Raw genomic sequence first — 14,651 nt, 5'->3', positions numbered from 1 at the left:
GTGTGCCGCAGCTTGCGCCCCGGTACTTAGCCGATCTTGCTACTTTGTGGCCTGGTGCCGCGGCAGCGCTGCGCTACTTGGAGCGGCTGACAAAAATCAGCGAAGCGGTTCTGGCTAGGCGCTGCGTCGCAGGCAGTACGAGCAGTACGACAAGACGCGGCAACAACGCCAGAAGAGTTTTGTTAGCTGCTCTTATTGCCCAAACACCAGCGCCTGGTGCGCCCCCACACCCGCCAGCACCCCTTCGGCCGAGGCCAGCGTGGCGTTGTGCCGCATCAGCGTCAGGTCGCCAGCGGCATACACGCCGGGCACGGTGGTCATCTTGTTCGCATCGGTGCGGAGGTAAGGGCCCATGGGCCCATCGTCAAACGCGCAGCCCAGTTGCTCGGCCAGCGGGCTGGCGGGGCGCGTGGTGGCGGCCACATACAGCGCATCCAGCGGCACTACGAGCGCATCACCGCCACTGGTGGCATGCAGCCGCACGGCCTGCAGCGCCTGGCCCAGGCCTTCCAGCGCGGCGATGGGCGCGGGCTCAATGGTGATGCCCAGCGCCAGCAGCCGCTCCTGCTCGGCGTTTTCCAGTGTGGTGTCGCCATTCAGGAAGAGGGTGGTCGGGCCCCAGTCGGCAATCAGCTGCGCGTGCATGGCCGAGCCTGCCGAGTGGTACAGCACGCCCAGCCGCTGGCCTGCAAACTCGTAGCCGTGGCAATACGGACAGTGCAAGACCGTGGCGCCCCAGCGCTGGCGCAGGCCCGCAATGTCGGGCAAGCCATCCTGCACGCCAAAGGCCAGAACCAGCTTGTGGGCCTCCATGGTTGCGCCATCGTCCAGCACCACTTCAAACCCGTTCTCTGGCGACCCGGCGCGTTGCTGCGCCGTGGCCGACACCACCGTGCCCTGCACAAAAACCACCGTGGGGTAGGCCGCCAGCTTGCGCCGCGCCTGCTCGATCATTGCCAGCGGCGGCTCGCCGTCTTGCCCGAAGAAGCCGTGCGACGCTGCCGCAAACCGGTTGCGCGGCTGGCCTGCATCCACCACACACACCCGCCGCCGGGCACGCGCCAGCTGCATTGCGGCCGACAGGCCGGCAAAGCTGCCGCCTATCACGATCACCTCATACGCCTGGGTTTTTGCCATTGCTGCTGTCGCCATGCTCAATCTCCTTGTGACCGTGGCACCCGGCCACCATGCGTTCATGAAACTCCGCAGAGAGCTGCGCCAGCGTTACCTCGCCCAGCCGCGCCAGCAGCGCCTCTTCGGCCGCTTGGTAGGCGTCGGTCAGCGCGCGGTTCACCGCCTGCTCCACGATGCAGCCGGGGCTCTCCACGCGGTTGCCCACGGCCAACAGCGTGGGCGCGCCCAGCGCCTCGTAGATGTCGCGCAGCGTGATGTCGGTGAGCGGGCACGACAGCACCCACCCGCCACCATGCCCCTTGGCCGACGAAACAAACCCCGCATACCGCAGCCCCGCCATCAGGCGGCGCACGACGACTGGGTTGGTCTGCATGGCCTGCGCCATGGCCTCAGAGGTGGCGGGCCCCTCCATCTCTGCCATGTGCAGCAGCGCGTGGAGAACATTGGAAAGTCGGCTATCTCGTTTCATGCAACATTTAAAGTTGCGTGATGCTAGCATGCAGCCAGGAACAGTGCTTGGGTACGAACAAATTACTACTGAATTGATAGCTGCTAGCGCTTGATGGATAAGCGCTAGAGTTCAATTTGACTTGATTTCTGACAGATGTTGTCCACCCTAACCGTTCGGGTTGAGCCTGTCGAAACCCTGCGCTGAGCTAGTAAACCCGTTGGACAAATTCATCGCAACAGCGCAGTACCCACCGCGCGCACCACACACATGACCCATCCCACCGCGTCCCCCTTCACCGACCCCGCCGCCGTCGCCCGCTACGCCGAAGGCCCCCGCCGCAACGTGCCCGGCTACGACAGCCTGCTGCGCATGTCCCGCATCCTGCTGGCCGAGCGTGTGCCCGCTCACGGCCGCGTGCTGGTGGTGGGCGCAGGCGGCGGGCTGGAGCTGGAAGACATGGCGCGGGCGCACCCCGGCTGGCGGTTCGACGGCGTTGACCCCAGCCAGCCCATGCTGGACCTGGCGGCGCAGCGGCTGCAGTGCGCGGGCGTACCTGGTGACCGCGTGGCGCTGCACCACGGCTATGTGCAGAGCGCACCGGCCGGGCCGTTCGATGGCGCTACGTGTCTGCTGACTTGTCACTTTGTGCCGCGCGAGGAGCGCGTGCCCATGGTGGCGGAGATCTGGCGGCGGCTCAGGCCCGGGGCACCGCTGGTGGTGGCGCATTTGAGCGTGGCGGATGGTGCTGGCCCCGGTGCCGAGGGCGGGGCAGGGGAGCGCGATCGGTGGCTGTCGCGCTACGCCGCGTTTCAGGTGGCGTCCGGTGTGCCGCCGGAGCATGCGGCCAAGGCGCGGGACAAGGTGGCTGCAGAGCTGGCGGTGCTGACGCCGCAGGAAGACGAGGCGATTCTGCGCGAGGCCGGTTTCACCGATGTGCAGATGTTTTACATGGGGTTTGCGTTCAGAGGCTGGGTGGCATCGGCCTGCTAGCAAGCAATGAAAGCGGGCCAGCTCATTGGACCCGCACGCCCGTACCTTGCTCACCCCCAGGCTGTCTTGCAGCTGGGGTCAGCAGCCCCCGGCCAGCCAGCCGGTGGTGCATAAAACGCCCTCAACGCACAGGCGCCAGCGCCCACCGGTCCTTCGCCGCTTTCGCCAAAAAATCAATCACCGCCTTCACCCTGGCCGCATTGCGCCGGCCCGGTGACGACACCGCGTACAGCGTGTGCACGGTGCGGGACGCAAAAGGCGCAAGCACCTCCACCAACCGGCCTTGCGCCACATCGGCTGCCGCAAGCGGGCTGGACAACATGCCGATCCCCGCGCCGCTCACCAGTGCGTGGTGCACCAGGGCCGAGCTGCTGGCGGCCAGGCGCGAGCGCACGGTCACCTCCAGCGGCTTGCCTTGTGCGTTGCCTTTTGGATTGTGAAAAGCCCATGTCACCGCCGGCCCCTGCGCGGTGTGCGTCACGGTGTGGTGCTGCTGTAGCTCGCTAGGCTCGGCGGGCGTGCCGTGCTGTTTCAGATATACAGGGGCCGCGTACAGGCGCCGCTCGAACCGGCCCAGCGCGCGCGCCACCACTAGGTCGCTGTGGCCCACGGTGGTGCGCAGCGCCACGTCGATGCCCTCCGTCACCAGGTCGGCCACGCGGTCATCGGCCAGCAGCTCCACCCGCAGCGCGGGGTAGCGCGCCTGCAGGTCCGCCAGGTGGGGCAACACCAGCGCTTCGCAAATCTCCTGGCTGGAGGCCAGGCGCAAGGTGCCCGCCACGCGGCTGCGCTGGTCCGACAGCGATGCACCGATGTCCTCCAGCTGCGCCAGCAAGGCACGCGCTTCCTGCGCCAGCTCTGCGCCCTCGGGCGTGGCCGACAGGCCGTGCGTGGACCGGCGCAGCAAGCGCACGCCGTAGCCGGCCTCCAGCCGGTCCACACCGCGCGCGACGACCGACACCGCCACATCCATCTCGCGCGCCGCTGCAGAAAACGAGCGCAGGTCGAGCGACCGCACCAGCCACCGCAGGTCGGCTGGGTCGGGGAGGAAGGAGCGGGGTTCTTGTTTCATCGAGCGCGCCTTTGCGTGCGGAGCAAAAGCCATTATCGCCACGGGCGGTTTCCGTGGCGGGGCGCAATTTCTACAGTGAAGGCTCGTTCAACCCCATGAGTTTTTACAGGAGCCCTCCATGCCCATCCTCAACGTCAAAGTGTCCGCCCAACGCACGCCCGAGCTGTCTGCCCGCATTGCAGAAACCCTGCTGGACCTGACCACCCGCGTGCTCGGCAAGCGGCGCGACCTCACCGCCGTGGTCATCACCTTTGTCGACCCGGCCGACTGGTACGTCGCCGGCCGGTCGCTGGCCGACCTGAAACAGTCGAGCTTCTACTTCGACGTCAAAGTGGTGGACGAGACCAACACCAAGGCCGAGAAGGCGCGCTACATCGCCGAGGCGTTCGCAGCCTTTGAAGGTCTGCTGGGCGCGCTGCACCCCGAAAGCTACGTCTACGTGCAGGACGTGCGCGCCACCGCATACGGCTTTGGCGGCCGCACGCAGGAATACCGCCACCAGCACCCCGAGCAATAAGCGGTCAAGCAATCAAGCAAGCCATCAACCAATAGCTACCCAGGAGCACCGACATGACGACGATGACGACAACGAACAACCACCTTGCCGACGTGATCGTGACCCAGGCGCTGGAGCGCGCGGGCCTGGCGGACTGGATTCCCGAAGGCGAAGGCAAGTGGTCCCTGCCCATTCAGTTCCTGCCCGACGATGCCGGTTGGGTGGAGCTGATGCGCCTGTCGCCCGGCACGCGGCTGGGCCTGCACCGCCACACAGGCGAAGTGCACGCCCTGACGCTGGCGGGCGAGCGCCGCCTGAACGATGGCCGCGTGGTGCGGCCGGGCGACTACATCCACGAGCCCGCCGGCAATGTGGACTGGTGGGAGGCGACGGGTACCGAGGAGCTGCTGGTGCATGTGGTGGTCAAGGGCAGCGTGGAGTACCTGGGGCCGCACCACACGGTGCTGCAGCGGATTACCACGGCGGATCGGCGGGCGGATTACTGCCGCTGGTGCGAGGCGGAGGGGGTGGTGCCGCGTGGTCTTTGCTGAGAGTGTGCGGGAGCCTTGCCGGGCGGGTCACTCTAGATAGCGCAGACAAGCACATGCCCTCAAGAAATATGATTGAAAACAGGCTCTAGCGCCTATTGATAAAGCGCTGGTAGCTATTGAATGGATAGCGAGTCTTCCGCCCATGGTCGCTTGCTTGTGGGGGCTGGGCCGTGACCTCTGCCTATGGCGCTATTTGGCAGATGGTTCCTGGCCCGCCATCCGCGTCGGATGTGCCCAAAACAGGTCAACTCATGCCTTCTTGCCCTTCGGTTGAGCGGCCAAGACATGCGCGGGGATCTCATATGCCTCGCCATTCCTGACCTTCTTCAGTAGAGCTACGGCTGCGTCGGAGTACTTTCGAACCTTTGAACCTGCGGCTTGCCCGGTTTTGATCGCGACATGGTAGATATTGTCAAAAGATTGCATGTCGAAACCGCAGTCTTGCTTTATTTTTTTGATCAATTCGTTTGTGTGGTACCAGTGCGGAACGCCTACCTGCTCTGCGAAAGCCGTTGAGGTGTAGGGATGGTTCGCATTTGCCGCTCCCGGATCGCCAAGCCCGGTAACACCAAATAAATTGGCAAAAGTCCCCTGATTCGAAATAGCATGCTCCAGCGCTTCGTAGTTCACTTGTACGTTCTTGGAAGGAATGTCCGTTCTGATCAACGTGTGCATCCGATTGGCAAGTGATCTCAGTGCCTTCAGATCGACTTTTTCCATCACACCGTTAGCACCAAACGCTTCGTATACCCAGCCAAAATCATTGGCCGAGATGCTCTTTATCCGGACGTTGATGTCGTCTCCAACTTCTAATACGCGCTCGCGAGCAGGTTCACTGGCATCATTAATTTCCTTGTCCCACTGGAGGATGTAAATGTTGGGAATCAAGGCGGTTGTCGGTGTGAACATCCGGCTCATGTCATACAGAACGTTCTTGATGTTCTCGTCATTCGCGCCGTAGCCAATAAATAAAAGTGGGTGCTCGGCAAAGTAGGTGAGTAACTTTGCGCTTAGATATCTCTTAGTGCGGTCGAAAACCTCGTAGTCCTCTGCTGTGAGCACTAGTGACCGGGGATCTTTAATAGACCCGTGTATTTTGAAAATTTCGCCGACGACAAGTGCTGATTGCCGAAAGACGTTTTGACCTACAACGACTTCGTACTGCGGAAACAATGGTTCAAGCAACGTGTCGTAATTAGTCGTAATCACGGCATGTGGGCCAAGCTTCTTTAGTGCGGCAAGCTCCGCTTGAAGAGTCTTTTCACCGGCCTTTACCGATAGGTTGTTTAAGAGCGTTGCGACAGTGTGCTTTAGGTATGAGTCACGGGGTGTTTCGGCTGTAAATAGTTCGGGTGGAAAGTTTTTCTTCCCCTCTTTCGTCCAAGCCCATTCGAAGTACAAGTCCGCGAATACTGATCCGACCTTTGAAAGGTCGTTATTATATTTCTGCTTGTAATACGTGAAGTCTTTGTCAATTGCTGGACACGCCTCTGCTGCCTGAGTCAACAGCATTTCCCAATTTGGGCCATTAGCATATCTAAGCGAGAACCCGCTTCCTATGAAAAGGATTGGCTGACACTGAAAAAGTTTGAGTGTTTCCACTACGTCCGCTTTGATCTCTTCTTGATACTGCGCGTAACCAGCCATCAGGTTCTCCTTCTGAATTGCTTACTTCTCCGTCCCAGCCCATGGTATCGCGTTAGAAGCACATGCAAACCAGCACGAACGCGAAGATCGGTTCGCAAGCCGTTTGTCGCCTGCTCGTCAGAACGCTTTTGCCGTCGAGTGCTCCCTGGCAAATGGTCATCATTCACCCTCACCAGGGACTTAGTTTGACTAGATTTAGTCCAAAGTTCAGTCTTGCCCGGCCAAAGTAGACCGCATAGCATCCCTGTCAAGTACCCACCCCCATGAGGTGCTGCACAAAAACATGACAGGAGACAAGCCTTGCCATCCACCCGCTGGAGTCACTGCGGCGCCGAAGACCTGAGCGTTCTGCAGACCATCTTCTGGTCCGCAGGCGCGTCGCGCAATGCGCTGGCGCAGCGCCTGGCCTATTCCAAGAGCAAGGCCAACGCCATGGTGGCGGCGCTGCTGGACGAAGGCCTGCTCGACGAGGTGGGCCTGCAGGAGTCCTCTGGCGGCCGGCGGGCCGAAACCCTTCGTTTGAGCGAAACCCTGGGCGTAGTGATTGGCGCCGACCTGGGCGCCACCAGCATGCAGATAGCAGTGATGCGGCCCGACATGACGGTGCTGGCGCGGCACCGCGAGCCCATCGATGTGCGCCAGGGGCCGGGCGTGATCCTGGCGCGGGTGCGGGGGCTGATGCGCGAATTGCTGGCGCGCTGCGGGCTGGCGTCCAGTCAGGTAATTGCCATTGGCATGGGCGTGCCGGGGCCGGTGGATTTTGAAAGCGGGCAGCTCGTCAACCCGCCGCTGATGCCCGATTGGGACGGTTTTTCCATTCGCGACTACCTGCGCGAGGCGTTTGCCGCACCGGTGTTTGTGGACAACGACGTGAACCTGATGGCGCTGGGCGAGATGTACCGGCTGCAGCGCAATCTGCCCAACTTCCTCGTGATCAAAGTGGGCACGGGCATTGGCTGCGGCATCGTGTGCCATGGGCAGGTGTACCGGGGCGCCAATGGCTCGGCGGGCGATGTGGGCCACATCTGTGTGGACCAACACGGCCCGCGCTGCCACTGCGGCAACCAGGGCTGCGTGGAGGCCATGGCCGCAGCGCCCGCCATGGCGCGCATGGCGATGGAGGCCGCGCAGCGCGGCGAAAGCGCGCTGCTGGCCGAGCGGCTGCAAAGCACCGGCACGCTGACGATTGAAGACGTGGCCCAGGCCAGCCGCACGGGCGATGTGGCGGCCAACGCCATCATCCAGCGCGCGGGCAGCCTGGTGGGGCAGATGCTGGCGTCCATCGTCAACTTCTTCAACCCGTCGCATGTGTTTATTGCGGGGCGGGTGACGGACATGGGGCCGCTGTTCCTCGCGTCGGTGCGGCAGAGCGTGTACCACCGGTCGCTGGCGCTTTCTACGCGGCACCTGGAGATTCAATACGCGCCGCTGGCCGACGATGCCGGTGTGGTGGGTGCGGGCGTGCTGGCCATGCAGGAGAGCCTGTCACGTGCGGGCTCGGTGACGGGTGCGCGTGCTGGTGTGGGGGCTGTGCGATGAGCGTGGCCGTCGAGTTCCGCAACGTGACCAAAGAGTTCGGCCCGGTGCGCGTGCTGCACGGCGTGGGCTTTGCGCTGCAGCCGGGCCGCGTCTATGGCCTGCTGGGCGAGAACGGCGCGGGCAAGTCCACGCTGATGAAGATTCTGGCGGGGTACGAGAGCCCGACCACCGGCGAGGTGGTGGTGGACGGCGCGGTGCGCGCCCCGGGCGGCGGATCGCGCGCGGCCGAGGCGCAGGGCATTGTGCTCATCCACCAGGAGTTCAACCTGGCGGACGACCTGACGATTGCGCAGAACATCTTTTTGGGCCACGAGATCAAGAAGGGCCCCTTCCTCGACGACAAGGCGATGCGCGAGAAAACGCGCGCTGCTTTGGCACAGGTGGGCCTGCCGCTGGACCCCGACACGCGCGTGAAGAAGCTCATCGTGGCCGAAAAGCAGCTGGTGGAGATTGCCCGGGCGCTGGCTCGCAATGCGCGCCTGCTCATCATGGACGAGCCCACCGCCACGCTGACCCCGGGCGAGACGGAGCGCCTGTTTGCGCTGATGGCCGGGCTGAAGGCGGCGGGCGTGACCATCATCTACATATCGCACAAGCTCGACGAAGTGGAGCGCACCACCGATGAGGTGGTGGTGATGCGCGACGGCCTGCTGGTGGCGCGCGAGGCCACGGCCAGCGTGACGCGGCGGCAGATGGCCAACCTGATGGTGGGCCGCGAGCTGGCGGACTTGTTCCCGCCCAAGCTGCCCGCGCCTGCGGGTGGAGAACCGGCCATTCAGGTGCGCGGCCTCACGGTGCCGGGCTGGGCCGAGGATGTGAGCTTTGACGTGTGGCGCGGCGAGATTCTGGGCTTTGCCGGGCTGGTGGGCGCGGGCCGCACGGAGTTGTTCGAAGGCCTGCTGGGCCTGCGCCCGCGCTCGGCCGGCACGGTGGAGCTGGCGGGCAAGCCGGTGAATTTGAAAAGCCCGCGCGATGCGGCCCGTCACGGCCTCACCTACCTGAGCGAAGACCGCAAGGGCAAGGGCCTGCACGTGCACTTCAGCCTGCGGCCCAACCTGACGCTGATGGCGCTGGAGCGCTATGCCAAGCCCTGGCTCGACCCGGCGGCCGAGCAGGCTGCGCTGCGCGATGCGGTGCAGGAGTTCGGCATCCGCACCGGGTCGCTGGAGGTGCGCGCCTCATCGCTGTCGGGCGGCAACCAGCAAAAGCTGGCGCTGGCCAAGGCGCTGCACCCGGGGCCCAGCGTGGTGGTGCTGGACGAGCCCACGCGCGGCGTGGACGTGGGCGCCAAGCGCGAGATTTATCACCTGGTGCAGCGCTTGGCGGCGCAGGGCCTGGCGGTGATCGTGATTTCGTCCGAACTGATGGAGCTGATCGGCCTGTGCCACCGCGTGGCGGTGATGCGCGCCGGGCGGCTGCAGACCACGCTGCAAGAACCCCATTTGACCGAAGAGGAGTTGATCGCCCATGCCACAGGTACCCGCTGAAAACGCACCCACCGCAGCGGCTGCCGCAGCACCCGCTGTACCCGGTGCAGGCCGCCACGGCGGCGCCACGGCCTGGTGGGGCAAGCTACACGGGCTGGGCCCGGTCATCGGGCTGGTGCTGCTGTGCATTGCCGGCACGCTGCTCAACAGCAACTTCGCCACCTACGACAACGTGATGAACGTGCTCACGCGGACGGCCTTCATCGGGATCATCGCGGTGGGCATGTGTTTTGTGATCATCTCGGGCGGCATCGATCTGTCGGTGGGGTCGATGGCGGCGCTGATTGCGGGCTCGGTCATCCTGTTCATGAACGCCATGGCGCCCGTGCTGGGCTCGCCCATGGCGGCTGTGGTGGTGGGCATGGTGCTGGCGGTGGTGCTGGGCGCGGTGTTCGGGCTGGTGCATGGCCTGCTCATCACCAAGGGCCGCATCGAGCCTTTCATCGTCACGCTGGGCACGCTGGGTATCTTCCGCGCGTACCTCACGTACTTCTCCAACGGCGGCGCGATCACGCTGGAGAACGATCTGTCGGACATCTACAGCCCGGTGTACTACGCCAACCTGCTGGGTGTGCCGATTCCGGTTTGGATCTTCCTGCTGGTGGCGGTGGTGGGCGGCGTCATCCTGAACCGCACGGCCTATGGCCGCTATGTGCAGGCCATCGGCTCCAACGAGCAGGTGGCGCAGTACGCGGCGGTGGACGTGCACAAGATCAAGATCCTGACGTACATGCTGCTGGGCGTGTGCGTGGGCATTGCCACGCTGCTGTATGTGCCGCGCTTGGGCTCTGCATCGCCCACCACGGGGCTGCTGTGGGAGCTGGAGGCGATTGCCGCCGTCATCGTGGGCGGCACCGTCTTGAAGGGCGGGGCGGGCAGCATCACCGGCACGGTGGTGGGGGCCATCCTGCTCTCGGTCATCAGCAACATCCTCAACCTCACCAGCATCATCAGCGTGTACCTGAATGCGGCGGTGCAGGGGTTCGTGATTATTGCGGTTGCCTTCATGCAAAGGGGCAAGCGGTGATGGATCTTCGTTTTTCTCGGTAGGTCATTTGACTTTCGTGTTCCCCAGCCGGCCAGCTTCCATGGCCATATTCCAAAGCAACAGGAGACAACGCATGAACAGCCAACTTTCTTCTTTCACCCGCCGCCTGGCCCTCACGGCCGTGGGCGCCGCTGCCTTCGCATTGGCCGCCCCCGCCATGGCGCAGGCCAACAAGACGGTGGTGGGCGTGGCCATTCCGTCGGCCACGCACGGCTTTACCGGCGGCATCGTGTACTGGGCCAACCAGGCCAAGAAGGACCTGGAGAAGGCCCACCCCGGCCTGCAGGTCATCGTCAAGACCGCAGGCGGCGCGCCCGAGCAGGCCAACCAGTTGCAAGACTTGGTCACGGTGAACAAGATCAATGCGTTGGTCATCTTCCCGTTTGAATCGGCCGCGCTGACCAAGCCCGTGGCCCAGGTCAAGGCCAAGGGCGTGTACGTGACGGTGGTGGACCGGGGCCTGACCGACACCAGCGCGCAGGACGCGTACGTGGCCGGTGACAACACGGCGTTCGGCAAGATTCCGGCCGAGTACATCGCCAAGGCGCTGGGCGGCAAGGGCAATGTGGTGGCCATGCGCGGCATTGCGACCACGCTGGACAACGAGCGCATGGACGCGTTCAACAGCGTGCTGAAGAACCACCCCGGCATCAAGCTGCTGGACGCCAAATACGCCAACTGGAACCGCGACGACGCCTTCAAGGTGATGCAGGACTACCTGACCCGCTTCCCGCAGATCGACGCCGTATGGGCCGCCGACGATGACATGGCCGTGGGCGTGCTCAAGGCCATCGAGCAGGCCAAGCGCAAGGACATCAAACTGGTGTTTGGCGGCGCGGGTGCCAAGGGCATGATCAAGACGCTGATGGACGGCAGCAACCCGCTCATCCAGGCCAACGTGTCGTACAGCCCCAAGTTCATCTACGACTCGATCAAGCTCACGGCCGAGGCGCGGATCAAGGGCGAGAAGCTGCCCGCCAACACCATCATTCCGTCGGTGCTGATCACGAAGGAAACGGCGAAGGACTTTTACTTTCCTGATTCGCCGTTTTGATGGCGTCAATGTGAGTCAAGTTGCCTGATCAGGAACATCCCTCAGATGAGGACATCAGCCCGTGCACCCGCAGCGGCGCTGGGGGTTGACCCCCTCTCCCCTCGCGGGAGAGGGTTGGGGAGAGGGGCTGCACCCGCGCCGCGCCCGTTTCACTCCCCCCTCTCCCCGGCCCTCTCCCACCAGGGGAGAGGGTGTGAGGGGCGATCTGAGATGTGTGAAAAATCAAGCCAAATTGGCCTCTAGAGCTTATCCAGTAAGCGCTAGCAGCTATTGAAAATATAGCTTATAGCCGCTTCGAACCTGCAACCCAACGTCCCTTGGAGCCGCCATGCCAAGACCCGTCACCCTCTTCACCGGCCAGTGGGCCGACCTGCCTTTGGCAGAACTTGCGCCCCTGGCCAAAAGCATGGGCTACGACGGCCTGGAGCTGGCGTGCTGGGGCGACCATTTCAACGTGCAGGAGGCGCTGGCGTCGCCCCAGTACGTCAAAGACAAACATGCACTGCTGGCCCAGCACGGCCTGCAATGTTTTGCCATCGGCAACCATCTGGTGGGCCAGGCCGTGTGCGATCTGATCGACGAGCGCCACCAGTCCATCCTGCCACCCCATGTGTGGGGCGATGGCGAGCCCGAGGGGGTGCGCCAGCGCGCAGCGGCCGAGCTGTCGGACACAGCGCGCGCTGCCGCCAAGTTTGGCGTGAAGACGGTCACGGGCTTCACTGGCTCATCGGTCTGGCATTCGATCTATGCCTTTCCGCCCACCACGCAGGAATACTGGGACAAGGGCTTTGCCGATTTTGCGAAGCGCTTTGGCCCCATCCTCGATGTGTTCGAGCAGCACGACATCAATTTCGCGCTGGAGGTGCACCCCACCGAAATCGCGTTCGACATCGCCTCGGCCGAGCGCGCGATTGCAGCCGTGGGCGGCAACAAGCGCTTTGGCTTCAACTACGACCCGAGCCATCTGGCCTACCAGGGCGTGGACTACGTGAAGTTCATCCGCCAGTTTGCCGACCGCATCTACAACGCCCACATGAAGGACGTGTGGTGGGGCAAGGGCGACGGCACGGTGGGCACCTTCGGCGGGCACACCAGCTTTGGCGATGCGCGGCGGAACTGGGACTTTCGCAGCGTGGGGCGCGGGATGATCGATTTCGAATCCATCATCGTGGCGCTCAACGACATCGGCTACCAGGGCCCGCTCTCGGTGGAGTGGGAAGACAGCCGCATGGACCGCGTGCACGGCGCAACGGAGAGCGCGGCGTTCTGCAAACGGCTGGATTTCAAGCCGGCGGCGGGCGCGTTCGACGCCGTATTTGCGCGCGACAAGCAAGCCTAGCCGCACCCCTGCATAAAACCGATAACAACAACACACAGCGAGCAAAGGCGTTTCGTATGTCCAGTCCCCAAAAGCTCCGCTACGCCATGGTGGGCGGCGGTCATGGCGCCTTCATCGGCGCGGTGCACCGCAAGGCCATGGCGCTCGACGGCCAGTTTGAACTGGTGGCGGGCGCGCTCTCGTCCTCACCCGAGCGGGCGCGCGCATCCGGCGCCGAACTGGGCCTGGCGGACGACCGCAACCACGGCAGCTGGCAGGACCTGCTGGCCGACGAACTGCGCCGCCCGGCGCACGAGCGCATCGATCTGGTGAGCATCGTCACCCCCAACCATGTGCACCACCCGGTGGCGCTGGCGTTTGTGCAGGCGGGCTTCCATGTGGTGTGCGACAAGCCGCTGGTGCACACCCGCGCGCAGGCCGACGAGCTGGTGGCCGCCGTGAAGAAGGCGGGCACCGTGTTTGGCGTCACGTACAACTACACCGGCTACCCGATGGTGCGTGAGGCGCGCCACCTGGTGCACAGCGGTGTGCTGGGCCAGCTCCGCAAGATCACCGTCGAATACAACCAGGGCTGGCTGGCCACAGCCGTGGAAGAGGGCGGCGCCAACAAGCAGGCCGACTGGCGGCTGGACCCGGCGCGCAGCGGCAGCGCAGGAACCCTGGGGGACATCGGATCACACGCCGAAAACCTGGCCGCCACCGTCACCGGACAGCACCCCGCCTGGGTGTGCGCCGACCTCACCACCTTTGGCGCCGGGCGCAGGCTGGACGACGACGCCCAGCTGCTGCTGCGCTACGACAGCGGCGCGCGCGGCTTCATCGTGGCATCGCAAGTGGCAGCGGGGTTGGAGAACGACCTGCGCCTGCAGGTGTCCGGCACGCTGGGCACCATCACCTGGCGGCAGGAAGAACCCAACCAGCTCATCCACTCCCCCGTGGACGGCCCTCGCCGCATCCTCACGCGCGGCTCACCCTGGCTCAGCCCGGCGGCGCTGCGCGCCGGGCGCATCCCTGCGGGGCACCCCGAGGCGTTCATCGAAGCCTTTGCCAACATCTACCTGGGTGTGGCGGCCGACATCCGCGCGCATGCCGCTGGCCGCGCGGCCGACCCTTTGGCTGCCGACTATCCGCGCGTGGAAGATGGTGCCGAGGGGGTGCGCTTTATCGAAAAGGTGGTGGAGTCCGCTGCGAGCGAGCGCAAATGGACCGCATTGGCCCACTCTGCTGGCCTGAATGTTTGAATCAGATTGGCCCGTAGCGCTTATCAGAAAAGCGCAGACAGCTATCTATTTGTGACCGTTTGACGGGCCGTCGGCAGCCGTTGGTCAGTTGCCTGCCAGCTGAAACCGCTGGTCAAAGTTCATCTTGCCCAGCACACGCAGTGCCGCCGTGCGGGTGGCGTTGTCCACCTTGCTGATGTCCAGGCTGTAGCGCTTGGCGGTGGACACCACGTCCACGCTTTTGGGGCCCCACTGCACCGCGACCAGCAGGGCGGGGCGCTGGCCCGCTTCGGCACCCACCGACACACCGCGCTGCTCGGGCCGCAGCATGAATTCCAGCCGAGGGGTGCGCACCAGGGTGAGGCGGTGGGCGCCCTGTGGGCCCAGCGCGAACGAGACGACCCAGTCGTCTTCGTCTTCCACCGTCAGAAATGGGACATGCTGCGGAGCGGCCATGGTGAGGGTGCTGTGGGTGGACGGGCGGGCGGATGGGCCGCCGTGGTGCGCAGCCCGGGTGCGGGCGGCCGCCAGTATGCCGTTGCAAAAGCTGTGCCGAGGTCGGGAGAACCCGAGGTTGGGCGCATCCAACGCGCTGGTGGCGTTGTCAGGCTGGTGCAAGCTGG

The 14,651-nt window shown here is 64.3% G+C and carries 14 protein-coding genes; 9 read left to right on the top strand and 5 right to left on the bottom strand.

The features are described 5' to 3' along the window. Positions 1 to 192: 192 nt before the first annotated feature. Together ACODS0_RS11960 and ACODS0_RS11955 are read right to left on the bottom strand one after the other, a co-directional pair. Complete coding sequence (locus tag ACODS0_RS11960) at positions 193 to 1,152, bottom strand: NAD(P)/FAD-dependent oxidoreductase (protein ID WP_488835131.1); 960 nt, start codon at positions 1,150 to 1,152, stop codon at positions 193 to 195. After that, positions 1,115 to 1,603: an Rrf2 family transcriptional regulator gene (locus tag ACODS0_RS11955; protein ID WP_440114546.1), complete on the bottom strand. Its 489-nt coding sequence runs from the start codon at positions 1,601 to 1,603 to the stop codon at positions 1,115 to 1,117. Before ACODS0_RS11955 ends, ACODS0_RS11960 begins: the two co-directional genes overlap by 38 nt. Before the next feature lie 249 nt (positions 1,604 to 1,852). Between ACODS0_RS11955 and ACODS0_RS11950 the strand changes: the two genes are divergently transcribed. Beyond that, positions 1,853 to 2,575: a class I SAM-dependent methyltransferase gene (locus ACODS0_RS11950; RefSeq protein WP_488835129.1), complete on the top strand. Its 723-nt coding sequence runs from the start codon at positions 1,853 to 1,855 to the stop codon at positions 2,573 to 2,575. 121 nt (positions 2,576 to 2,696) lie between these two features. Here ACODS0_RS11950 and ACODS0_RS11945 read toward each other — a convergent pair whose 3' ends face one another. Continuing rightward, positions 2,697 to 3,647: a LysR family transcriptional regulator gene (locus ACODS0_RS11945; protein WP_488835127.1), complete on the bottom strand. Its 951-nt coding sequence runs from the start codon at positions 3,645 to 3,647 to the stop codon at positions 2,697 to 2,699. A 118-nt stretch (positions 3,648 to 3,765) separates the two neighbouring features. On the opposite strand from ACODS0_RS11945, the gene ACODS0_RS11940 reads away from it, so the two are divergent. After that, complete coding sequence (locus ACODS0_RS11940; RefSeq protein WP_056063965.1) at positions 3,766 to 4,164, top strand: tautomerase family protein; 399 nt, start codon at positions 3,766 to 3,768, stop codon at positions 4,162 to 4,164. 53 nt (positions 4,165 to 4,217) lie between these two features. Next, entirely contained in the window at positions 4,218 to 4,694 is a 477-nt protein-coding gene (locus tag ACODS0_RS11935) for a cupin domain-containing protein (protein ID WP_488835124.1), read from the top strand. Positions 4,695 to 4,943: 249 nt separating this feature from the next. Here the strand turns inward: ACODS0_RS11935 and ACODS0_RS11930 are convergent, their stop codons facing one another. Beyond that, a complete protein-coding gene (locus ACODS0_RS11930; RefSeq protein ID WP_488835122.1) occupies positions 4,944 to 6,341 on the bottom strand; it encodes an SIR2 family protein in 1,398 nt (465 codons plus the stop codon). Positions 6,342 to 6,641: 300 nt separating this feature from the next. On the opposite strand from ACODS0_RS11930, the gene ACODS0_RS11925 reads away from it, so the two are divergent. The 6 genes from ACODS0_RS11925 (at position 6,642) to ACODS0_RS11900 (ending at position 14,049) form a co-directional block, all read left to right on the top strand. Then, positions 6,642 to 7,880: an ROK family transcriptional regulator gene (locus ACODS0_RS11925; protein WP_488835121.1), complete on the top strand. Its 1,239-nt coding sequence runs from the start codon at positions 6,642 to 6,644 to the stop codon at positions 7,878 to 7,880. Next, positions 7,877 to 9,367, top strand: a complete 1,491-nt coding sequence (locus ACODS0_RS11920; RefSeq protein ID WP_488835119.1) for a sugar ABC transporter ATP-binding protein — start codon at positions 7,877 to 7,879, stop codon at positions 9,365 to 9,367. Before ACODS0_RS11925 ends, ACODS0_RS11920 begins: the two co-directional genes overlap by 4 nt. Next, positions 9,348 to 10,394, top strand: coding sequence for an ABC transporter permease (locus tag ACODS0_RS11915; protein WP_488835117.1), 1,047 nt, complete (start codon positions 9,348 to 9,350; stop codon positions 10,392 to 10,394). Before ACODS0_RS11920 ends, ACODS0_RS11915 begins: the two co-directional genes overlap by 20 nt. Positions 10,395 to 10,488: 94 nt before the next feature. Next, complete coding sequence (locus ACODS0_RS11910) at positions 10,489 to 11,469, top strand: substrate-binding domain-containing protein (protein WP_056746514.1); 981 nt, start codon at positions 10,489 to 10,491, stop codon at positions 11,467 to 11,469. A gap of 328 nt (positions 11,470 to 11,797) precedes the next feature. Next, a complete protein-coding gene (locus tag ACODS0_RS11905) occupies positions 11,798 to 12,808 on the top strand; it encodes a sugar phosphate isomerase/epimerase family protein (RefSeq protein WP_488835114.1) in 1,011 nt (336 codons plus the stop codon). 56 nt (positions 12,809 to 12,864) lie between these two features. After that, the gene (locus tag ACODS0_RS11900; protein WP_488835112.1) at positions 12,865 to 14,049 is read left to right on the top strand and encodes a Gfo/Idh/MocA family protein; all 1,185 of its coding nucleotides are present in this window, start codon (positions 12,865 to 12,867) and stop codon (positions 14,047 to 14,049) included. Between the two features lie 84 nt (positions 14,050 to 14,133). Here ACODS0_RS11900 and ACODS0_RS11895 read toward each other — a convergent pair whose 3' ends face one another. Then, a complete protein-coding gene (locus ACODS0_RS11895; protein ID WP_228894848.1) occupies positions 14,134 to 14,646 on the bottom strand; it encodes a hypothetical protein in 513 nt (170 codons plus the stop codon). Between the last annotated feature and the right edge of the window lie 5 nt (positions 14,647 to 14,651).

This window comes from Acidovorax sp. FG60 (genome assembly GCF_057808995.1).
This window is presented reverse-complemented; position numbering and strand designations above follow the sequence as displayed.

Coding starts and splice junctions, on each gene's coding strand:
- ACODS0_RS11960 (WP_488835131.1), bottom strand. CDS start 1,152: ATGGCGACAGCAGCAATGGCAAAAACCCAGGCGTATGAGGTGATCGTG.
- ACODS0_RS11955 (WP_440114546.1), bottom strand. CDS start 1,603: ATGAAACGAGATAGCCGACTTTCCAATGTTCTCCACGCGCTGCTGCAC.
- ACODS0_RS11950 (WP_488835129.1), top strand. CDS start 1,853: ATGACCCATCCCACCGCGTCCCCCTTCACCGACCCCGCCGCCGTCGCC.
- ACODS0_RS11945 (WP_488835127.1), bottom strand. CDS start 3,647: ATGAAACAAGAACCCCGCTCCTTCCTCCCCGACCCAGCCGACCTGCGG.
- ACODS0_RS11940 (WP_056063965.1), top strand. CDS start 3,766: ATGCCCATCCTCAACGTCAAAGTGTCCGCCCAACGCACGCCCGAGCTG.
- ACODS0_RS11935 (WP_488835124.1), top strand. CDS start 4,218: ATGACGACGATGACGACAACGAACAACCACCTTGCCGACGTGATCGTG.
- ACODS0_RS11930 (WP_488835122.1), bottom strand. CDS start 6,341: ATGGCTGGTTACGCGCAGTATCAAGAAGAGATCAAAGCGGACGTAGTG.
- ACODS0_RS11920 (WP_488835119.1), top strand. CDS start 7,877: ATGAGCGTGGCCGTCGAGTTCCGCAACGTGACCAAAGAGTTCGGCCCG.
- ACODS0_RS11915 (WP_488835117.1), top strand. CDS start 9,348: ATGCCACAGGTACCCGCTGAAAACGCACCCACCGCAGCGGCTGCCGCA.
- ACODS0_RS11910 (WP_056746514.1), top strand. CDS start 10,489: ATGAACAGCCAACTTTCTTCTTTCACCCGCCGCCTGGCCCTCACGGCC.
- ACODS0_RS11905 (WP_488835114.1), top strand. CDS start 11,798: ATGCCAAGACCCGTCACCCTCTTCACCGGCCAGTGGGCCGACCTGCCT.
- ACODS0_RS11900 (WP_488835112.1), top strand. CDS start 12,865: ATGTCCAGTCCCCAAAAGCTCCGCTACGCCATGGTGGGCGGCGGTCAT.